This window comes from Cupriavidus sp. UME77 (assembly GCF_014170355.1).
In the GTDB taxonomy this organism is placed as follows: Bacteria; Pseudomonadota; Gammaproteobacteria; order Burkholderiales; family Burkholderiaceae; genus Cupriavidus; species Cupriavidus basilensis.
In genome coordinates this window covers 1-20,682 of record NZ_LZZU01000018.1, presented here as the reverse complement: position 1 = coordinate 20,682, position 20,682 = coordinate 1, and the positions used below count along the sequence as shown (strand labels likewise).

The window sequence follows — 20,682 nt, the reverse complement described above, 5'->3', positions numbered from 1 at the left end:
CCGCCGCGAGGCGGCGCCGCCATTGCGCCGTTGCACGAGCTTGCAATGCCCCGGCCCGCTGAGGGCCGGGGCATTGCTTGCAACAGCGCTTACTTGAGGGCCTTTTCCAGCGCCACGATAAACGCCGCGTTTTCCTCAGGCAGGCCGATAGTGATGCGCAGCCATTGCGGCAGGTTGTAATTGCCCACCGGCCGTACGATCACGCCCTGCTTGAGTAGCGCCAGGTTGACGCGCGCGCCGGCGCCATCGTCCTGGCCCACGCGCACCAGCACGAAATTGCCCGAGGACGGCACGTACTGCAGGCCAAGCCGGTCGAACGCCGCCACCAGTTGCGCCTTGCCGGCACGATTGAGCTCGGCGCTGCGCTGCAGGAAGGCCGCATCGCCAAGCGCCGCCACCGCCGCTGCCTGGGCCAGGCTGTTGACATTGAAGGGTTGGCGAATGCGGTTGAGCAGATCGGTCAGCGCGGGCTGCGCCACGGCGTAGCCAATGCGCAGCCCGGCCAGGCCATACGCCTTGGAGAAGGTGCGCGATACCAGCAGGTTGGGATACTTGCGGACCCAAGCGATCGAATCGTACTGCTGCGCGTCATCCAGGTATTCGTTGTAGGCCTCGTCCAGCACCACCACCACATCGGCCGGCACCTTGGCCAGGAAGGCCTCGATCTCGGCGGCCGGCAGGAAGGTGCCGGTCGGGTTGTTGGGGTTGGCGACAAAGACCAGGCGCGTGTCCGGGGCGATGGCCACGGCCATGGCGTCGAGATCGTGGCCGTAGTCGCGCGCCTTGACCTCGATGGCACGCGCGCCGACTTCCTGCGTGGCCAGCGCGTACACCGCGAAAGAATGCTCGGCATAGACGATCGACTCACCCGGCTTGACCAGCGCATGCGCCGCGATTTCCAGGATATCGTTGCTGCCGTTGCCCAGCGTGAGCCAGTCGGCCGGCACGTCGAAGCGGGCCGACAGCGCGCCCTTCAATGCGAAGCCGTTCGCGTCCGGGTATCGGCCCAGGTCGGCCACGGCGGCAGCGATGGCGGTCCGGGCCGATTCGGGCATGCCGAGCGGATTCTCGTTCGAGGCCAGCTTGACGATGGTGGACTCGTCCAGGCCAAATTCGCGCGCCACTTCGGAAATCGGCTTGCCCGCCACGTACGGGGAAATCGCCCGCACATACTCGGGACCGAACTGCTTGCCCTGCTCTGCCATGTTCATTCCTTATCTGAGACGTTGTTCGCGGATCGCCGATCCTGTTACCGGCTGGACGGATACGAACCCAGCACCTTGAAGTAAGCCGCGTTGCGGCGCAGCTCTTCCAGCGCGCGCGCCACTGAAGCATCGTGCTGGTGGCCTTCGACGTCGACGTAGAAGTAGTACTCCCACGCGCCGCTGCGCGCGGGGCGCGACTCGAACCGGCACATCGACACGCCGTTGTCGGCCAGCGGCGCAAGCAACTGGTAGACCGCTCCGGCCTTGTTGGGCACCGAGAGGATCATCGAGGTCTGGTCGCTGCCGGAGGGCTCGGTCTCGTAGCGGCCGATCACGGCGAAGCGCGTGCGGTTATGCGGATCATCCTGGATGTGCGTGCGCACCAGATGCAGGTGGTAGCGATTGGCCGCCGACTCGCCGGCGATGGCCGCCACGGTGGGATCCTCGCTGGCCATGCGTGCCGCTTCCGCATTGCTCGACACCGCCTGGCGCTCCAGGTGCGGGTAGTTGGCCGTTAGCCAGTGCTGGCACTGCGCCAGCGCCTGCGCATGCGCGCGCACCACGGTCACGCCCTTCATATCGGGCGACGACGCCATCAGGTTGTGATGCACCTTCAGCGCGATCTCGCCGCTGATCTTCAGCGAGGTCTGCAGGAACAGGTCCAGTGTGCGCGAGACCGCGCCCTCGGTGGAATTCTCCACTGGCACCACGCCGTACTCGACGGTGCCGGCTTCCACCGCGCGGAACACCTCATCGATGCTGGGGCAGGCGACGCCGCTGACCTCGTGACCAAAGTGCGCGTACAGCGCCTGCTCGGAGAAGGTGCCCGCCGGGCCGAGGAATGCCACCTCGAGCGGCTTTTCCAGCCCGCGGCAGGCCGACATCACTTCACGCCAGATTGCCGCCACGCTGTCGTCCAGCAGGGGGCCGGGGTTGGCCCCCTGCACCTTGCGAATCACCTGCAGCTCGCGCTCGGGGCGGAAGACCGGCGCGCCGTACTTTTTCTTGACCTCGCCCACATCGAGGGCAAGTTGCGCGCGGCGGTTCAGCATCGCCAGCAGCTCGCGGTCGAGCGTGTCGATCTGCTCGCGCAGCGGCGTCAGCTCGACGCCCAGCGCTTTCTCGGCCGCGCCATTGTCCTGCTGCGCCTCCCCCTGCGCGCCTTGCTTGTCTTGATTTGTCATTGTATGAATCCGCTACGCCACGCCATTGCGCAGTGCCAATGGCAGTGAAATGGCCTTGGGAAAAAACGAATCGGCACCGCTGCGGCATCGCCACGCGATGCCGCAGCGAACAAAGGATCAGGCCGCGGTCCGCTCGAACTCGCGCATGTACTCGATCAGGGCGGCAACACCCTCGATCGGCATGGCGTTGTAGAGGCTGGCGCGCATGCCGCCGACCGACTTATGGCCCTTCAACTGCACCAGGCCATTGGCACGCGCGCCCGCCAGGAAGGCGTCGTTGCGGGATTCGTCGGCCAGGAAGAACGGCACGTTCATGCGCGAGCGGCTGCCAGGATCGATCTCGTTGCGGTAAAACGCGCTCTGGTCGAGGAACTCGTACAGCGCGTGCGACTTGGCGATATTGCGTTGCTCGATGGCGCCTACGCCGCCCTGCGCCTTGAGCCACTTGAAGACCAGCCCGGCAATATAGATGGCATAGGTCGGCGGCGTGTTGTACATCGAGTCATGCTCGGCCACCAGGCGCCAGTTGAAGGCGGACGGGCACAGGGGATGCGCATGGCCCAGCAGGTCTTCGCGCACGATCACGATGGTCAGGCCGGCCGGCCCGATGTTCTTTTGCGCGCCGCCGTAGGCTACCTGCACGCGCGACCAGTCGACCGGGCGCGACAGGATGTGGCTGGAAACGTCGGCGACCACGACCGGCCCGCCGTCGCGGTGCTGGCCAATGTCGGGCACGTCCTGGAACTCCACGCCAACGATGGTTTCGTTGGTGCACAGGTGCACGTAGGCAGCATCGTCCGACAGCTTCCAGTCAGCCACATCCGGGATGCGGGCGAACTTTTGCGCGGTGCTGGTGGCAGCGATATTCACCTCGCCGTAGCGGCGCGCTTCCTGCTCGGACTTGACCGACCAGGTGCCGGTGACGACGAAATCCGCCTTGGGACGATCCGCGTTCACGCGGCGCATCAGGTTCAGCGGCACGATGCCGTTCTCGCCGATGGCACCGCCCTGCAGGAACAGGATGCGGAAGTTCTTCGGCACCTGCAGCAGCTCGCGCAGGTTGGCCAGCGCCTCGGCCTGGATACTCTCGAACTCGCGGCTGCGGTGGCTCATTTCCATCACCGACACGCCGGATCCGTGCCACGACAGCATCTCATCGGCTGCCTGCAGCAGCACTTCGGTCGGCAGGGCCGCCGGACCCGGCGAGAAGTTATAGACACGCTCGGCCACGGCGCGCTGCATCATGGCGGCAAGTGCTGGATTCTGGGGTTCGTTCATGGATCGAGATGGAAATGAAAAATGGCTGCCGGTATTACCCAAGCAGCCATTATCCATCAAACCCGCGCCAGATTGGGGAGGCGAGGACAGCGCCCCGCCCGCCCAGCCTGCCCGCCGGCGAATTACTTCGCCGCGGCGGCGATTTCCTTCTCGGCGGCGTCGCGCATCGACTTGCCGACTTGCGGGCCGTACTTTTGCATCATCGAGCCCCAGATTTCCTGGGTCGCCTTGCCCTGGTTAGCCATGAACTTCTGGCCGGTCGGCGACTTCAGGAACGTGGTCAGGTCCTTGATTTCCTGGGCGCTGTAGTACTTGCCGAAGGCGTCGTAGTGGGCCTTCATGGCATCGGTCTTGAAGCCATCGGTGGTGAACGCCGTGCCGGCGCCATCAACCATGCGCTGCACCGCGCCGTTCTTCTTGAGCTTCTCGACAGCAGCTTGCTTTTGCTTGTCGTTGAGCGTCTTGTTCTCGACCAGTACCTGCTCCAGGACCATGGGCGCTTCCTGCTTGGCGCCTTGCTGCCAGTTCTCGGCCTGGCCCTTGACGGCCTGGTCGGCTTGCATCACGGTCAGGAGTTCCTTGATGGCAGCGGTCTTGTCGGCGTCCTGGGCATGCGCCGCGTTGGCCAGCATCATGGCCGGTACGAAGGCAGCCAGAACAGCGATACGTCGATAGGTTTTGAGCATTGTGACTCCCTTGTAAATATGTCCGTTTTAGTCCCGCAGCCGGCAATCGAGTTCCGGCTAACGGGTCAATGTTGCAACAACTTACGAATTTGACCCTGTGTCAGGCGTGCCGGCGTCGGTGCCGTCCTGCGCACCTGCCTGCTCACCGTCGGCAGCCGGAGCCGCCGCATCCACCGCGTCAGCCCCTTCTTCGAGTTCGTCGCCCGCCACACCGTTGTCGGCATCGCTTTCGACGATTCGCTGCAGGCCGGACAGCTTGGTGCCCTCGTCCACATTGATCAGGGTCACGCCTTGCGTGGCACGCCCCATCTCGCGGATTTCAGACACACGTGTGCGGATCAGTACGCCGCCGGTCGTGATCAGCATGATCTCGTCCTCCGGCGACACCAGCGCGGCAGCCACTACCCGGCCGTTGCGCTCGCTCGTCTGGATCGCAATCATGCCCTTGGTGCCACGGCCGTGTCGAGTGTACTCGGCGATCGGGGTGCGCTTGCCGTAACCGTTTTCGGTGGCGGTCAGCACACTGCCCACTGCGACGGCCTGCTCGCTGGTCTCGGCCGGGGCCACCAGCATGGCGATCACCGTCTGGCTTTCTTCCAGGTTCATGCCGCGTACGCCGCGGGCCTGGCGGCCCATCGGACGCACGTCGTTTTCGTCGAAGCGCACGGCCTTGCCGGAATCCGAGAACAGCATCACGTCGTGCTGGCCATCGGTGACGGCAGCGCCGATCAGGTAGTCGCCCTCATCAAGGTCGACAGCGATGATGCCGGCCTTGCGCGGGTTCGAGAACTCGGTCAGCGCCGTCTTCTTGACGGTGCCGCGCGCGGTGCTCATGAAGATGAAGTGTTCGGCGTCGAACTGGCGCACCGGCAGGATGACGTTGATCTTCTCGCCATCGGACAGCGGGAACATATTGACGATCGGCCTGCCGCGCGAGTTGCGCGACCCCTGTGGCACCTCGTACACCTTCAGCCAGTACAGCCGGCCGCGGTTCGAGAAGCACAGGATGTAGTCGTGCGTGTTGGCGACGAACAGCGTGTCGATCCAGTCGTCTTCCTTGGTGGTGGTCGCCAGCTTGCCGCGGCCGCCGCGCTTTTGCGCGCGGTACTCGGAAATCGGCTGGCTCTTCATATAGCCACTATGCGACAGGGTCACCACCATGTCCTGCGGGGTGATCAGGTCCTCGGTATCCAGCTCGGTCGCGTTGAGCTCGATATGCGAGCGGCGCAGGTCGCCGAACTCGGCGCGGATGGCGGTCAGCTCGTCGGTGATGATGGTGCTGATGCGCTCCGGGCGCGACAGGATGTCAAGCAGGTCGGAGATGACCGCCATGACATCGCGGTATTCCTGGACGATCTTGTCCTGCTCCAGGCCAGTGAGGCGCTGCAGGCGCATCTGCAGGATTTCCTGGGCTTGCGAGTCGGACAGGCGGTACAGCCCGTCGGCTTGCATGCCGAAGATGGCCGGCAGGCCGTCCGGGCGGTAGGATGCCCGGCCGCCGGCGGTGTCGCCCTCGGCGCGTGCCAGCATTTCGCGCACCAGGCTGGAATCCCAGGCCTTGGCCATCAGCCCTTGCTTGGCGATGGGGGGCGTGGGCGCCGCCTTGATGATGGCGATGAACTCATCGATATTGGCGAGAGCCACCGCCAGGCCCTCCAGCACGTGGCCGCGCTCGCGCGCCTTGCGCAGCTCGAACACGGTGCGGCGGGTGACGACCTCGCGCCGATGCGACAAGAAGCAATCCAGCATCTGGCGCAGGTTCAGCAGGCGCGGCTGGCCATCGACCAGCGCCACCATGTTCATGCCGAAGGTGTCCTGCAGCTGGGTGTGCTTATATAGGTTGTTAAGCACCACTTCCGGCACTTCGTTGCGCTTGAGCTCGATCACCACGCGCATGCCGGATTTGTCGGACTCGTCGCGGATATCGGAGATGCCCTCGACCTTCTTGTCCGTCACCAGCTCGGCGATGCGCTCGAGCAGGGTGCGCTTGTTGACCTGGTAGGGCAGCTCGTCGACGATGATCGCCTGGCGCTGGCCACGGTCGATATCCTCGAAGTGCGTCTTGGCGCGCATGACGACGCGGCCGCGGCCGGTGCGGTAACCTTCGCGCACGCCCTGGACGCCATAGATAATGCCGGCGGTCGGGAAGTCCGGCGCCGGAATCAGCTCGATCAGCTCGTCAATCGTAGCTTGCGGATTACGCAGCAGATGCAGGCAGCCATCGACCACTTCGTTAAGGTTATGCGGCGGGATATTGGTAGCCATACCCACCGCGATACCCGACGAACCATTAATCAGCAGATTCGGGATACGTGCCGGCAGAATCAGCGGCTCATGTTCGGAGCCGTCATAATTCGGCCCGAAATCGACAGTTTCCTTATCGATATCGAGCAGCATCTCGTGGGCAATCTTGGACAGGCGGATTTCGGTATAACGCATGGCTGCCGCGTTATCCCCGTCCACCGAACCGAAGTTACCCTGGCCATCGACCAGCATGTAGCGCAGCGAGAAATTCTGCGCCATCCGCACGATCGTATCGTATACAGCAGTGTCGCCGTGGGGGTGATACTTACCAATCACATCCCCTACGATACGGGCCGATTTCTTGTACGGCCGGTTCCAGTCGTTGTTAAGCTCATGCATCGCATAGAGCACACGCCGGTGTACCGGCTTCAAGCCATCCCGCACATCGGGAAGCGCGCGCCCGACGATCACGCTCATGGCGTAATCGAGATAGGAACGGCGCATTTCCTCTTCGAGGGAGACCGGAAGGGTTTCTTTGGCGAATTGATCCATTGCGGCGTGGGTTATCCGGCGAATTTAAACAGAAGGCACCCAGGTGAATCGCCATTCGCCAAAGCGGCGTCTGACAGGTGGGCAACGTGACATTCTAACATGCGCGGCTGCCCTCTCCCGCAGCCGCGGCGCCCCCCTTGGCAGGGGCTTCGGCAGCGCCCGGAAAGCACGTGCAAGGCCGAGGCGAAAATCCTGCAAGCACGGCCTGACAAGGGTTTGCGGGCATCGCAAGGGCCATGTTGCACAAACACCACAGGCCTAAAACCCATTGATGGAATCGAATATATTTACTTCTTAGGAAACGACCCTTGTGGCACAATTCCCCAGCGAAGAGCCAGACATTGTTCGAAGTGGAGCATACACCGCATCGAGAATGTTATACTCCGAAGAATGTATGACTTGTTTCCGTCCATTTGCTCGCAGTAACCCTGCGGTGATCTCATCCTGAGAGGAGAAATATGAAAAAATTTGCCAAGCTCGCGCTCGTTGCAGCTACCGCAGTAATGGCTGCATCCGCTCAAGCCCAGTCCGTCCCCTACGAAAAGAAGGCTGTGAACGATAACTGGGGCAACGGTACGAGCGAGTACGTGTGGAAGAACGGCACGAACGAGCTCTGCTGGCGCGACAGCTCGTGGACCCCGGCCACCGCCAACGCCCTGTGCGACGGCGCCCTGGCTCCGGCGGCCGCTCCGGTGGCAACGCAACCCCCGGCAGCTGTTCCCCCGGTTGTTTCCAGCGAAAAGGTCACTTTCGCTGCTGACACCCTGTTCGATTTCGACAAGGCTGTGCTGAAGCCGGAAGGCAAGGCAAAGCTGGACGACCTGTCCTCCAAGCTGTCGGGCATCACCCTGGAAGTGATTATCGCAGTTGGCCACACCGACTCGTTCGGTTCGGACAAGTACAACGATCGCCTGTCGATCCGTCGTGCTGAAGCCGTCAAGGCGTATCTGGTCAGCAAGGGCGTGGAAGCCAACCGTGTCTACACGGAAGGCAAGGGCAAGCGCCAGCTGAAGGTTGACCCGAAGTCGTGCAAGGGCAATCGCAAGGCACAAATCGCCTGCCAGCAGCCGAATCGCCGCGTGGAAGTCGAAGTGGTCGGCACCCGCAGCGCACGTTAATCGGAACCTTTCCGATGAAAGAAAGCCCAGCGCAAGCTGGGCTTTTTTTTTGATACAGTCGCGGCATACCCTCCGCCTTCACGCTGCCGCACTGGTGGCGCGCCAAACTCCATGACGCAGATATCCTCCCCGCTCCATCCGACCGTTGAAACCACCTTGATCGGCAAGAACGCCGACGCGCGCGAAATCGACAAGTTCAGCGAGCTGGCCCATCGCTGGTGGGATCCGGAAAGCGAGTTCAAGCCGCTGCACGAGCTCAATCCCCTGCGGCTCGGCTGGATCGACGGTATCGCCAGCCTCAAGGGCAAGGACGTAGTCGACATCGGCTGCGGTGGCGGCATCCTGGCGGAGAGCATGGCGCGCGCCGGCGCCACGGTGCGCGGCATCGACCTGTCCACCAAGGCACTGAAGGTCGCCGACCTGCACAGCCTGGAGTCCGGCGTGACAGTGGCCTACGAAGAAATCGCTGCCGAAGCGCTGGCAGCGCGCATGCCAGCCAGCGTCGACGTGGTGACCTGCATGGAAATGCTGGAGCACGTGCCCGACCCGCAATCGATCCTGCGCGCCTGTGCCACGCTGGTACGCCCAGGTGGCTATGTGTTCTGCTCCACGATCAACCGCAACCTCAAGGCCTATCTGCTGGCCGTGGTCGGCGCCGAATACGTGCTCAAGATGCTGCCGCGCGGCACGCATGACTACGACAAGTTCATCACGCCGTCCGAGCTTGCCCGCTACGCCCGCAACACCGGGCTCGAGCTGGTCGAGATGCGCGGCATGACGTACAACCCGCTGACCCAGGTCTACTCGCTGGGGCGGGACACCGATGTGAACTATATGATGGCATTTCGCCGGCCCGCCTGAACATGCGCACCTACGACGCAGTCTTCTTCGATCTCGACGGCACGCTTGCCGACACCGCCCCCGACTTGGCCGCGGCCGCGAACCGGCTCGTCACCGAGCATGGCCGCCCGCCCGTGGACTACGAAAAACTCCGCCCGGTAGCCTCGCACGGCGCGCGCGGGCTGATTGGCGCCGCCTTCGGCAAGAGCCCGGCCGACCCTGAGTTCCCCGCCCTGCGCGACACCTTCCTCGATTACTACGAGGCCGACATCGCGGTGCATACGCGCCTGTTCGATGGCATGGCCGAAGTGCTTGACGCCCTGGAAACCGCCGGCATCCGCTGGGGTATCGTCACCAACAAGATCACGCGCTTCACTGCGCCGCTGGTCGCCGCCATCGGGCTGGCGCCGCGCGCCTCGGCCGTGGTCAGCGGCGACACCACGGCGCATGCCAAGCCCCACCCCGCACCGCTGCTGCATGCCGCCGAAGTCAGCGGCGTGGCGCCCGGGCGCTGCGTGTACGTTGGCGACGACGTGCGCGACATCCAGGCCGGCAAGGCCGCCGGCATGATCACCATCACCGCTGCCTACGGCTACTGCGGCGAGGGAGAGCCGCCCGAGGCATGGGGCGCGGACTACCTGGTGCGCCATCCCAGCGAGCTGATCGCGCTGCTGGCCCCTGGCACACAGCGCTGACGCGGGAGGCGGCGCGACAGGCATTTACACGTGAAGCCGCCAACGGAGTACAATCTCTCTTCTTGACACTGTTCACACAGTTCACGCAGGGGCCGACCTGGTTTCGACGTGGGTTACAAAGCAGTGGAGGGCATACCGAGGACCCGTCACCTCGTTAATCAATGGGAATGCAATAACTGCTAACGACGAACGTTACGCACTGGCCGCTTAATTGCGGCCGTCCTCGCACTGGCTCGCTGGCGGGCTAGAGTCGCAAGACTACGCGAGGTCATTAACGCCAGATAAGCCCTGAGTTTGTCACGGACCTAGGGACGAAAATTTAGTGACTCGCCGTTGTAGAGCGTGTCCGTCCGCGATGCACCGGTTAAATCAAATGACAGGACTAAGTATGTAGAACTCTCTGTGGAGGGCTTGCGGACGCGGGTTCGATTCCCGCCGGCTCCACCAATATTCAGTCCCGGTTATTTCCGGGACTACCGAAACCCCGAGGATAAGCATCCCCGGGGTTTTCTTTTTTCCGGCTTTGATAATGGGGGCGGCGCAAAGTCCCTCCACCACCCCCAAGAAATTGCCGGAAAAGTGGGCAATTTATGCCGGCTTAGGATTTGTCCGATTCACATAACACCCCCAAGCCTGCATCATCTACACAAACTGCCTCTGCAGAGGCAGACTTCCTGACGCGAGCCTTCGTAGTTTCACGTCCGGAGTTGCCCTCCAGCGCCCGCCCAGTCCTGTGCGGGCGTTTTTTTGCGCGCTCGAACAGGCACCGCCCGTCCACAGACGCGAGGTCATCAGCAATTTGTAATCATCTGTTACAGTCGAGATTTTTTCGGCAACCGAAAAGCGGCGCCAGAGGCGCCCATGCGCATCGGAACAGGCAAAGTACAAATGAAGAAACGCATTGGGGCTGCAAGCATTGCGCTGGCCCTCGCAGGCTGTGGCGGATCGGGGGACAACAGTGACGGACTGGCGATTGTGCGCACGCCTCCCGCCGCCACACCCACGACGCCCACGACACCTACGATCCCAACGACGCCGGTGATCCCGGCAGCCCCCGACACCATCGCGCTCGGCTCCGGCTTCTACATCGGCACTTCTGCCGCAGGCGAGCGGTTCAACATCCTGGTGCTGGACGAGAACATCTATTACGCCTTCTACGCGATGGCGGGCATACCGGACGTATCAGCCGGAGTCCTGACCGGCAACTATAGCTCGGGCAGCGGCGCACTCACCACAAATAACAACGGCCTGGACTTCAATCAGGAGGCGGCGGGCTACAGCCTGAGCGCAGCGAACCTGATGGCAGCCTACGTGCCGGGCAAGTCGATCCAGGCGCAGGTCACCTACCGCAACGGCAAGAGCGCGGCCGTCAATGGCACCTACAGCACCGACTACAACTTCATCGCGACCACCGACGGCCTGAAGGGGACTTACTACGGCACGTCGAACGTCGTCGACACGACCGGCATCACGGCGGGTGCTGTAAGGCTTTCCATCGACGCCAGCGGCAACCTCACGCTCGACGGCGGCGGCGCGGGCTGCAGCTTTACCGGGACCGCCACGCCGCGGCGCCAAGGCAAGGTCTACAACGTCACCTTGCAGCTGACTGGGCCGAACTGCCACTACGCGAACACACCCATGGCCGGCATCGCCTACTACGACCCCACCACCACCCATAGCTTGCCCACGCCCGGCCAGATCTACCTGTTTGCGATGCGCCCCGACCGCCAGGTCGGGGTGATCTTCACTGGCAAGCTCTGAAGCGCAGCTTAGAGAAAGCGATCGAGGATCTTGCGGCTGCCCTTGTCCAGGCTGACCAGGTTGCGCACCAGGTAATGGATGCCGTGGCTGTCGGAGATCAGCAGCTTGGAGCCGGCGAGGCGGCGAATGTCTTCCTCGCCGCGCAGGACCAGCGACGTGAGGCCACGATCCGTCTCCACCTCCCAGGTGCTGGGGGTGGCGTAGGTCGACACCGAGCGGATGCGGCGGATCTCCGGCATGAATTCTCGGCTGGCCAGTTCGGCCTCGATCATCTCGCGCACCGGGGCGGGCAAGGTATCCAGGCGGGGCAGCCAGGCCAGCTCGCGGCCATCGGCGCTGACGAGGCCGACACCATCGTCGGGCGCGGCGATGGGGAAGGCGCGCACGGGAACGACACCATCATGCACGACGCCATCCGCCGTGGTCATCACCAGGCGGCCAAGGGCATTGCGGGAGAGCTTGAAATCGACTTGCTGCATGTGGGCTCCCATCCTTATTACACGTTGACCGCGTCGGCGGAGGTAAGATCCGCGTCGGCATCGACATTGCGGGCCTGCGCCTGGTAGAGCTTGTAGTAGGCGCCTTCGCGCGCCAGCAACTCATCGTGGTTGCCAACCTCCACGATCCGTCCGCGATCCATTACCACCAGGCGGTCCGCCTTGCGCAGCGTGGACAGGCGGTGGGCGATGGCGATGGTGGTGCGGCCTTGCACCAGGTTGTCCAGCGCCTTCTGGATTTCCTTCTCCGTCGTCGTATCCACCGACGAGGTGGCCTCGTCCATGATCAGGATGCGCGGGTTGATCAGCAGCGCGCGAGCGATGGAGATACGCTGGCGCTCGCCGCCGGACAGAGCCTGCCCGCGCTCGCCCACGAGAGAGTCGTAGCCGTGAGGCAGGCGCAGGATGAACTCGTGCGCATGGGCGGCGCGCGCCGCAGCGATGATCTCTTCGCGCGAAGCACCCGGCTTACCGTAGGCAATATTCTCGGCAATCGTGCCAAAGAACAGGAACGGCTCCTGCAGCACCAGCCCGATATGGCTGCGGAACTCCGAGACCGGCAGCGAGCGGATATCGACGCCGTCCAGCCGGATCGCGCCTTCGGAGACATCGTAGAAGCGGCAGATCAGGTTGACCAGCGTGCTCTTGCCCGACCCGCTGTGTCCCACCAGGCCAATCATCTCGCCCGGTGCGATCGACAGGTTGAGCCCGCGGATCACGGCACGGTTGCCATAGCGGAAGCCCAGGTCGCGCAGCTCGATGGCGCCCTCAACACGCTCCAGGTGCACCGGCCGCGTGGGTTCCGGCACGCTCGAGACGTGATCGAGGATATCGAAGATGCGCTTGGCGCCGGCGGCGGCCTTCTGCGTGACCGAGACGATGCGGCTCATCGAATCCAGGCGTGTATAGAAGCGGCTGATATAGGTGAGGAAGGCCACCAGTACGCCGACCGTGATCGCGTTGTGCGAGACCTGCCAGATGCCGAAGATCCACACCACCAGCAAGCCGATCTCGGTCAGCAGCGTGACGGTCGGGGTGAACAGCGACCACACCGCGTTGACCCGGTCATTGATCGCCAGGTTGTGCCGGTTGGCTTCGCGGAAGCGCTCCACTTCGCGCTTTTCCTGCGCGAAGGCCTTGACCACGCGGATGCCCGGGATGGTATCGGCCAGCACGTTGGTGATCTCCGACCAGATCCGGTCGATCTTCTCGAAGCCGTGGCGCAGCCGGTCCCGCACCAGGTGAATCATCCACGCGATGAACGGCAGCGGCACCAGGGTCACCAGCGCCAGCCACGGGTTGATCGAAATCAGGATGGCCGCCGTCATGACGATCATCAGCACGTCGGTGGCGAAATCCAGTAGATGTAGCGACAGAAACACGCAGATGCGATCACTTTCCGAGCCGATGCGGGCCATCAGGTCGCCCGTGCGCTTGCCACCGAAGTACTCCAGCGACAGGCGCAGCAGGTGCTCGTAGGTGGTGGTGCGCAGGTCCGCGCCGATGCGCTCGGACACCCGCGCGAGCAAATAGGTGCGAGCCCAGCCAAGGCTCCACGCCACCAGCGCCGCACCCAACAGCCCGGCCAGGTACAGCTTGACCCGGTCGTAATCGATGGGCAGCCCGTTCTGGTAGGGAATCAGCACGTTGTCCATCAACGGCATGGTCAGGTACGGCGGCACCAGCGTCGCGGCGGTGGACAGCAGCGTCAGCAGGAAACCGGCCAGCAACTGGAAGCGGTACGGCCGGGCAAACCGCCACAGGCGCAATAGGGCCCACGTCGACGGCGGCGTTTCCAGGTCGCGGCTGCATTGCGGGCATTGGTCGTCGTCCGGGGGCAGCGGGGCCTTGCAGGTCGGGCAGACCGCTTCGGCCTCCAGATCCAGCTGCCCTGCCCGGCCCGAGGCCGACAGGTCGCGCTGCGCGTGGAACTGGTCGATCAGGCGCAACGCGGCCGGGTTGTGGCCCAGCGTGTAGCGCCAACTGGCCAGCAATCGCCCGTTGTCTTGCAACTCCAGCGTGCCAACCCCCGCATGATCGGCGTGATGCAGCGATAATCCGGGCTGGATCGCCCATTCCTGCCAGTCTTTTTGCCCCGGCATGCGTGCCAGCAAGCGACGATCCGTCACAAGTACCCAGCCTTGGGTAAAATGCAGCTTTGCGTCAAGGTCGACTTCGAGCCAGGCAAGCACGGCTTCGCCAGGTTGCAGGCGGGTGCCGAGTTCGTTACGCCACGGCTCGCTGTGGGCGTCGCTGTCAATCACGGGCAAGGAAGGTTGGGTCATCGTTGGTACGGCATGCTGCGTCCTTGGGCTATGGACATAACTTGAAACAATTTAGCGCGGGCGCGCCCTGGCGGCCCGCTGATTTGCCCGCAGTATACATAAGGCCAAACACACGGGCGTCCCTGATGCACTGCACAATCGCTTTTTAATCAAGAAAGTCAACCGGCTGACCGTTGTAACGTTACTGAAAGGTTAGGCTTCTATTTCTCGGGCACTCGCCCACTGCCTCAAGCTAAATCAATGAAAAAGAAGGACATTGAGATTTTCGATGTCATGTCGCTGCGCGGCCCGAATATGTGGACATATCGGCCTGTGCTGGAGGCGTGGGTCGATATCGGGGAACTGGAGGATTTTCCCTCCAACACGATTCCGGGGTTCTACGAGCGCCTGTCGGCATGGCTGCCCTCGCTGGTCGAGCATCGCTGCAGTATCGGCGAGCGCGGCGGCTTCCTGCAGCGGCTCAAGGAAGGCACGTGGCCTGGCCACATCCTGGAACACGTCACGCTTGAGCTGCAGAACCTCGCCGGCATGCCCGGCGGCTTCGGCAAGGCGCGCGAGACCCCGATCCGGGGTGTCTACAAGGTGATCGTGCGGGCCTGGCACGAGGATGTCACCCGTGCCGCCCTGTTCGCCGCCCGCGACCTCGTGATGGCCGCCATCGAGGACCGCCCCTATGACGTTCAGGAGACGGTGGATCACCTTCGCCGCCTGGTGGACAAGCGCTGCCTGGGCCCAAGCACAGCCTGCATCGTCGACGCAGCCGACGACCGCGACATCCCGGCGCTGCGCCTGTCCGAGGGCAACCTGGTGCAGCTCGGCTATGGCAGCCGCCAGCGCCGCATCTGGACTGCCGAGACCGACCGCACCGCCGCCATCGCCGAGAGCATCTCGCGCGACAAGGACCTGACCAAGAGCCTGCTGGAATCCTGCGGCGTGCCCGTGCCCGAAGGCCGGCTGGTGGAAAGTGCCGCCGACGCCTGGGACGCCGCCGAGGACATCGGCCTGCCGGTGGTGGTCAAGCCCTATGACGGCAACCATGGCCGCGGCGTGTTCACCAACCTGACCACGCGCGAAGAAGTCGAGACCGCCTACGGCGTCGCCATCGATGAAGGCAGCGGCGTCATCGTCGAGCGCTTTGTGCTGGGCAACGAACACCGCCTGCTGGTGGTGGGCGGCCGCCTGGTGGCCGCCGCCATGGGCGAGACCGCCAGCGTGACCGGCGACGGCAAATCGACCATCGACGAGCTGATCGAGTCGCAGATCAATTCCGACCCACGCCGCGGCAGCACTGAAGACCACCCGCTCAACAAGGTGCGGCTGGATTCGGCCGCGCGCCTGGAACTCAAGCGCCAGGGCTTTGACGCCACGTCCGTACCGCCCGAGGGCAAGCATGTGCTGATCCAGCGCAACGGCAACGTGGCCTTCGACGTGACCGACCGCGTGCACCCGAGCGTGGCCGCGCATGCCTCGCTGGCCGCCCGCATCGTGGGCCTGGACATCGCCGGCGTCGACCTGGTGGCGCAGGACATTTCGCGCCCGCTCGCCGAGCAGCGCGGCGCCATTGTCGAGGTCAATGCCGGCCCCGGCCTGCTGATGCACCTGAAGCCCTCCAACGGCGAAGCCCGCCCGGTGGGCCGTGCCGTGGTGGATCACCTGTTCCCGGCTGGCGAAGGCGACGACAACGGCCGCATTCCCGTGGTCGGCATCACCGGCACCAACGGCAAGACCGTGGTGGCCAAGCTGGTCGCGCGCCTGCTGCAGCTCTCGGGCAAGCACACCGGCCTGGCTTGCAGCGACGGCCTCTACCTGGACCGCCGCCAGGTGCAGGGCGGCGACCGCGCCAACTGGGACGCAGCCCGCCGCATCCTGATGAATCGCGCGGTGGATGCCGCCGTGATCGAGAACGACAGCGGCGCAATCTTGTCCGAAGGCCTCGCCTACGACCGTTGCCAGGTCGGCGTGGTGACCAATATCGATGTACCCGACCACCTTGGCCAGTATTACGTCGAGGAAGTCGAGAAGATGTACAACGTGCTGCGCACCCAAGTCGACGTGGTGCTGGACGGCGGCGTGGCCGTGCTCAACGCGCGCGACCCGCTGGTCGTGGAGATGGCGGAGCTGTGCGATGGCGACGTGATCTTCTTCGGCATGACGGCCGACCTGCCCGCCATTGCCGCGCATCGCGCGGCGGGCCGCCGCGCGGTCTACGTGCGCGACGGCAAGGTGGTGCTCGCCACCGGCAGCCGCGAGGTGCCGCTGGCCGATGTAGCCGCGATCCCCCTCACCTATGCGGGCCGCGTGGCCTTCCAGGTCGAGAACGTGCTGGCGGCCGTGGCCACCGGCTGGGCGCTGGGCATCTCCAACGACCTGATCCGTGCTGGCGTGGTGACATTCGATGTGGGCCAGGTGGATGTGCCCGGACGCTTCACGCTGTTCGAGCGCAACGGTGCCATCGTGGTGATCGACGACGCCCACAATGCGCCCGCGCTGGAGGCGCTGGTGGCATCGCTGGAACGCTTCCCGAGCGAGCGTCGCGTGGTGGTGTACGGCGCCGGCGCGCCGCGCCGCGACGAAGACATGGTCAAGCAAGGCAAGGTGCTGGGCGCCGCGTTCGACCGCGTCTTCCTGTGCGAAGACACTTCGGTCAAGCGCGCGCTGCCGGACGCCGAGGCACGTGCGCTGCTCAAGCAGGGCCTGTATGAAGGACGGCGCGTGACCAAGATCATCGACGAGGGCTCGCGCCGCCAGGCGATCGAGGCCGCGCTCGCGCAAGTAGTGGCCGGCGACCTGCTGGTCCTGCAATGCGATGAGGCAACGACCCTGCCGACGATCGACCTGGTGCACCAGTGGATGGGCCAACCGGGCCGCCGCGCCTGATCCGCAAGGAAACTGATTTCATGGAAGTCTCACGTATCCGGGCCCTGCGCGGCCCTAACCTGTGGTGCCGCCACACCGCCATCGAAGCCATCGTTTCTTGCTCCGACGAGGCCCACACGCTGGCACAGCTGCCCGGTTTTGAAGAGCGCCTGCGCGCGCGCTTTCCCGAGGTAGGCCCGCTGCGGCCCGATGACAACGAAGGCGTGGTGTCGCTGGCGCACGCGCTCGAATGCGCGGCCATGCGCCTGCAAGCGGAGGCCGGCTGCCCGGTCAGCTTCAGCCGCACCGCACCCACCGTCGAACCCGGCACCTACCAGGTGGTGGTGCAGTACAGCGAGGAAGAAGTCGGCAGGCTGGCGATGGAACTGGCCGCCACGCTGTGCCGCGCCGCGCGCGACGACATGCCGTTCGACCTGGCCGAAGCGCTGCATCGCCTGCGCGAGCTCGACGAAGACGTGCGCCTGGGGCCAAGCACCGGCTCCATCGTCTATGCGGGCGTGGCGCGCGGCATTCCGTATCGCCGCCTGACGCAAGGCAGCATGGTCCAGTTCGGCTGGGGCAGCAAGCAACGCCGCATCCAGGCCGCCGAAACAGACATGACCAGCGCGGTCTCGGAATCGATCGCGCAAGACAAGGAACTCACCAAGAAGCTGCTGCACGCCGCCGGCGTGCCGGTGCCGATGGGCCGCTCCGTCTCGGACCCCGACGAAGCCTGGGCCGCCGCGCAGGAAATCGGTGCGCCGGTGGTGGTCAAGCCGCGCGACGGCAATCAGGGCAAAGGCGTGGCGGTGCGCATCCGCACCCGCGAGGAAGTCATCGCCGCCTATGAAGTCGCCGCCGAGATCAGCTCCGACGTGATCGTCGAGCGCTATATTCCCGGCCACGATTTCCGCCTGCTGGTGGTGGGCAACCACCTGGTCGCCGCGGCCCGCCGCGATCCGCCCCAAGTCACCGGCGATGGCAAGCACACCGTGCGCCAACTGGTCGAGGAAGTGAATCGCGACCCGCGCCGCGGCGAGGGACACGCCACCTCGCTGACCAAGATCCGCTTTGACGATATCGCGCTGGCCACGCTGGCCAAGCAGAATCTCACCGCGGATGCGGTGCCGCCCAAGGGCACCCGCGTGGTGCTGCGCAATAACGCCAACCTGTCCACCGGTGGCAGCGCGACGGACGTCACCGACGATGTGCACCCGGACATGGCAGCCCGCGCCGTGGCGGCCGCGCGCATGGTTGGCCTGGACATCTGCGGCGTCGACGCGGTCTGCGAGACCGTGCTCAAGCCGTTCGAGGAACAAGCCGGCGGCATTGTCGAAGTCAATGCGGCACCGGGCCTGCGCATGCACCTGCAGCCCTCCTACGGCAAGGGCCGTGCGGTGGGCGAGGCCATCATCTCCACGATGTTCGCCGATGGCGACGATGGCCGCATCCCCGTGGTGGCGGTTTCCGGCACCAACGGCAAGACCACCACGGTCCGCCTGATTGCCCACCTGCTGGCCGGCAGCGGCCTGCGCATCGGCATGACCGGCACCGACGGTGTCTACGTCAAGGGCGAGCGCATCGATACCGGCGACTGCAGCGGCCCGCGCAGCGCCCGCAATGTGCTGATGCACCCCGACGTGGACGCCGCCGTGTTCGAGACCGCGCGCGGCGGCCTGCTGCGCGAAGGCCTGGCCTTCGACCGCTGCGACGTGGCGGTGGTCACCAATGTGGGCGAAGGCGATCACCTGGGACTGTCCTTTATCAGCACCGTGGAAGACCTCGCCGTGCTGAAAAGCGTCATCGTGCAGAACGTGGCACCGCACGGCATGGCCGTACTGAATGCCGCGGACCCCATGGTGGTACGCATGGCCGACGCCTGCCCGGGCGCCGTGACGTTCTTTGCGGCCGACCTCAACAACCCCGTGATGGCCACGCACTGCGCGCAGGGCAAGCGCGTGGTGTACGTCGAGGATGGCCATATCGTGGCCGCCGAAGGCGAGAACCAGGTGCGCATCGCGCTGTCGAGCATTCCGCTGACGCGCGGCGGCTCGATCGGCTTCCAGGTCGAGAACGCCATGTCCGCCACCGCGGCGGCATGGGCACTGGGCATCGACTGGGAAGTGATCCGCCGCAGCCTGGCGACCTTCGTCAACGATGCAGCCACCGCCCCCGGCCGCTTCAACGTGTTCGACTACAAGGGCGCGACGCTGATCGCCGACTACGGCCACAACCCGGATGCGATCCAGGCGCTGTGCAACGCCATCGAGAGCATGCCGGCAGAGCGCCGTTCGGTGGTGATCAGCGGCGCCGGCGACCGCCGCGACGTCGATATCCGCCGCCAGACGGAGATCCTTGGCGATGTGTTCGACGAAGTGATCCTGTATCAGGACCAGTGCCAGCGCGGACGCGAGGACGGCGAAGTGCTGGCCCTGCTGCGCGAAGGCCTGGAGGGCGCGAAGCGCGCCAGCGCGGTGGAAGAGATCCGTGGGGAGTTCCTTGCTATCGATACCGCGTTGTCGCATTTGCAGCCGGGGGATCTTTGCTTGATTTTGGTGGATCAGGTGGAGGAGGCGCTGGCGCATATTGAGCAGAGGATCGCTCAGGGGTGAGTGGGATAGCCTCGCGGTAAACAAGAAAGCCAGCCTCATCGGCTGGCTTTCTTGCATTTTGATTTTGATTGGCGATGGTGTCTTGTACCCAACAGCTGTGTGACGTCGCTCTGCGGGGGCTATGGTTTTTTTGGAGCGGCGATGGCGTTTGCACCCAAGGGCCATACGACATCCCCCTGCGGGGGCTGCCGGTCACTCTTCTTTGCGTCGGCAAAGAAGACTAACGAGAAGAAAGCCGACCCTGCCGGGAGCAGCGCAATCAGGCTTGTGGGCCTCGGTGGTTGCGTCGTACAGCCCGGAGTGTTGGCTGGCCTTTGCCATGCCGGCTTGGAGGTCATCGCTACGGCATGACCCAATGGTCACGTGGTGGTGCCCCTGATCGCTTTGCTCGGTGAGCATTCCACCATCTGCCGTTACTGGTGCAGACCACCACGACACCTCACATGCCAATGGTTTCGTGGTGGGGCGGGCGCGGTGGTCAAGGCCTTGGGCATATCAACCTGATGCCACCGCGCCCACGACGGAACCGGTGCGCTTGCAACTTCGTGGCCGGCCACTGCGCGAGCGACAGACGGCTTGAAGCAAGTGGTGTCTGCTACCGGGGGCCTCACCACGAATCCCGGAAGCCGGCATGGTCGTGATCAGTGAAGCCGGTACCGGCAGATGCCCGCCGGCACTCCGGGCCGTACGACGCAACCACAGCCTCACATAAGCCTGATTGCTCTGCCCCCGGCAGGGTCGGCTTTCTTCTCGTTAGTCTTCTTTGCCGACGCAAAGAAGAGTGACCGGCAGCCCCCGCAGGGGGATGTCGTACGGCCCTTGGGTCCAAAAACCAACGCCGCTCAAAGAAACAGCAAACCCGCCATACA

The 20,682-nt window shown here is 64.5% G+C and carries 13 protein-coding genes and 1 other RNA gene; 7 read left to right on the top strand and 7 right to left on the bottom strand.

Annotated features, from left to right (window positions below; all coding sequences use genetic code 11):
* Positions 1 to 89: 89 nt before the first annotated feature.
* The 5 genes from hisC to gyrA form a co-directional block, all read right to left on the bottom strand.
* Positions 90 to 1,205 (bottom strand): histidinol-phosphate transaminase, encoded by a 1,116-nt coding sequence (gene hisC / locus A9975_RS07485; RefSeq protein WP_183032071.1) that lies wholly within the window; start codon positions 1,203 to 1,205, stop codon positions 90 to 92.
* Between the two features lie 44 nt (positions 1,206 to 1,249).
* On the bottom strand, positions 1,250 to 2,389 hold the full coding sequence (pheA, locus tag A9975_RS07480) for a prephenate dehydratase (RefSeq protein WP_183032070.1): 1,140 nt from the start codon (positions 2,387 to 2,389) through the stop codon (positions 1,250 to 1,252).
* A 117-nt stretch (positions 2,390 to 2,506) separates the two neighbouring features.
* Positions 2,507 to 3,667: a 3-phosphoserine/phosphohydroxythreonine transaminase gene (gene serC, locus A9975_RS07475; RefSeq protein WP_183032069.1), complete on the bottom strand. Its 1,161-nt coding sequence runs from the start codon at positions 3,665 to 3,667 to the stop codon at positions 2,507 to 2,509.
* Positions 3,668 to 3,789: 122 nt separating this feature from the next.
* Positions 3,790 to 4,353, bottom strand: coding sequence for a DUF2059 domain-containing protein (locus A9975_RS07470; protein WP_043344476.1), 564 nt, complete (start codon positions 4,351 to 4,353; stop codon positions 3,790 to 3,792).
* An 81-nt stretch (positions 4,354 to 4,434) separates the two neighbouring features.
* Positions 4,435 to 7,149: a DNA gyrase subunit A gene (gyrA, locus tag A9975_RS07465; RefSeq protein ID WP_183032068.1), complete on the bottom strand. Its 2,715-nt coding sequence runs from the start codon at positions 7,147 to 7,149 to the stop codon at positions 4,435 to 4,437.
* Between the two features lie 458 nt (positions 7,150 to 7,607).
* Between gyrA and ompA the strand changes: the two genes are divergently transcribed.
* From ompA to A9975_RS07440, 5 genes are all read left to right on the top strand, one after another.
* Positions 7,608 to 8,267, top strand: coding sequence for an outer membrane protein OmpA (gene ompA, locus A9975_RS07460; protein ID WP_183032067.1), 660 nt, complete (start codon positions 7,608 to 7,610; stop codon positions 8,265 to 8,267).
* Positions 8,268 to 8,378: 111 nt separating this feature from the next.
* Positions 8,379 to 9,128: a bifunctional 2-polyprenyl-6-hydroxyphenol methylase/3-demethylubiquinol 3-O-methyltransferase UbiG gene (gene ubiG / locus A9975_RS07455; RefSeq protein WP_183032066.1), complete on the top strand. Its 750-nt coding sequence runs from the start codon at positions 8,379 to 8,381 to the stop codon at positions 9,126 to 9,128.
* A gap of 2 nt (positions 9,129 to 9,130) precedes the next feature.
* Positions 9,131 to 9,802, top strand: a complete 672-nt coding sequence (gene gph, locus A9975_RS07450; protein ID WP_183032065.1) for a phosphoglycolate phosphatase — start codon at positions 9,131 to 9,133, stop codon at positions 9,800 to 9,802.
* 88 nt (positions 9,803 to 9,890) lie between these two features.
* Positions 9,891 to 10,249, top strand: a transfer-messenger RNA (tmRNA) gene (gene ssrA / locus A9975_RS07445).
* 441 nt (positions 10,250 to 10,690) lie between these two features.
* Positions 10,691 to 11,563 carry a hypothetical protein gene (locus tag A9975_RS07440; protein WP_183032064.1) on the top strand — a complete coding sequence of 291 codons (873 nt, stop codon included), beginning with the start codon at positions 10,691 to 10,693 and terminating at the stop codon, positions 11,561 to 11,563.
* 8 nt (positions 11,564 to 11,571) lie between these two features.
* Here A9975_RS07440 and A9975_RS07435 read toward each other — a convergent pair whose 3' ends face one another.
* A complete protein-coding gene (locus A9975_RS07435; protein ID WP_183032063.1) occupies positions 11,572 to 12,042 on the bottom strand; it encodes a DUF1854 domain-containing protein in 471 nt (156 codons plus the stop codon).
* A gap of 17 nt (positions 12,043 to 12,059) precedes the next feature.
* Positions 12,060 to 14,345 carry an ABC transporter ATP-binding protein gene (locus A9975_RS07430; RefSeq protein WP_183032062.1) on the bottom strand — a complete coding sequence of 762 codons (2,286 nt, stop codon included), beginning with the start codon at positions 14,343 to 14,345 and terminating at the stop codon, positions 12,060 to 12,062.
* 240 nt (positions 14,346 to 14,585) lie between these two features.
* On the opposite strand from A9975_RS07430, the gene cphA (A9975_RS07425) reads away from it, so the two are divergent.
* Together cphA (A9975_RS07425) and cphA (A9975_RS07420) are read left to right on the top strand one after the other, a co-directional pair.
* Positions 14,586 to 17,222: a cyanophycin synthetase gene (gene cphA, locus A9975_RS07425; RefSeq protein ID WP_183032061.1), complete on the top strand. Its 2,637-nt coding sequence runs from the start codon at positions 14,586 to 14,588 to the stop codon at positions 17,220 to 17,222.
* 20 nt (positions 17,223 to 17,242) lie between these two features.
* Entirely contained in the window at positions 17,243 to 19,813 is a 2,571-nt protein-coding gene (gene cphA / locus A9975_RS07420; protein ID WP_183032060.1) for a cyanophycin synthetase, read from the top strand.
* The last annotated feature ends 869 nt before the right edge of the window (positions 19,814 to 20,682 follow it).

Excerpts from the sequence above, each read along its gene's own strand:
- hisC (WP_183032071.1), bottom strand. The coding sequence starts at position 1,205 with ATGGCAGAGCAGGGCAAGCAGTTCGGTCCCGAGTATGTGCGGGCGATT.
- pheA (WP_183032070.1), bottom strand. The coding sequence starts at position 2,389 with ATGACAAATCAAGACAAGCAAGGCGCGCAGGGGGAGGCGCAGCAGGAC.
- serC (WP_183032069.1), bottom strand. The coding sequence starts at position 3,667 with ATGAACGAACCCCAGAATCCAGCACTTGCCGCCATGATGCAGCGCGCC.
- A9975_RS07470 (WP_043344476.1), bottom strand. The coding sequence starts at position 4,353 with ATGCTCAAAACCTATCGACGTATCGCTGTTCTGGCTGCCTTCGTACCG.
- gyrA (WP_183032068.1), bottom strand. The coding sequence starts at position 7,149 with ATGGATCAATTCGCCAAAGAAACCCTTCCGGTCTCCCTCGAAGAGGAA.
- ompA (WP_183032067.1), top strand. The coding sequence starts at position 7,608 with ATGAAAAAATTTGCCAAGCTCGCGCTCGTTGCAGCTACCGCAGTAATG.
- ubiG (WP_183032066.1), top strand. The coding sequence starts at position 8,379 with ATGACGCAGATATCCTCCCCGCTCCATCCGACCGTTGAAACCACCTTG.
- gph (WP_183032065.1), top strand. The coding sequence starts at position 9,131 with ATGCGCACCTACGACGCAGTCTTCTTCGATCTCGACGGCACGCTTGCC.
- A9975_RS07440 (WP_183032064.1), top strand. The coding sequence starts at position 10,691 with ATGAAGAAACGCATTGGGGCTGCAAGCATTGCGCTGGCCCTCGCAGGC.
- A9975_RS07435 (WP_183032063.1), bottom strand. The coding sequence starts at position 12,042 with ATGCAGCAAGTCGATTTCAAGCTCTCCCGCAATGCCCTTGGCCGCCTG.
- A9975_RS07430 (WP_183032062.1), bottom strand. The coding sequence starts at position 14,345 with ATGACCCAACCTTCCTTGCCCGTGATTGACAGCGACGCCCACAGCGAG.
- cphA (WP_183032061.1), top strand. The coding sequence starts at position 14,586 with ATGAAAAAGAAGGACATTGAGATTTTCGATGTCATGTCGCTGCGCGGC.
- cphA (WP_183032060.1), top strand. The coding sequence starts at position 17,243 with ATGGAAGTCTCACGTATCCGGGCCCTGCGCGGCCCTAACCTGTGGTGC.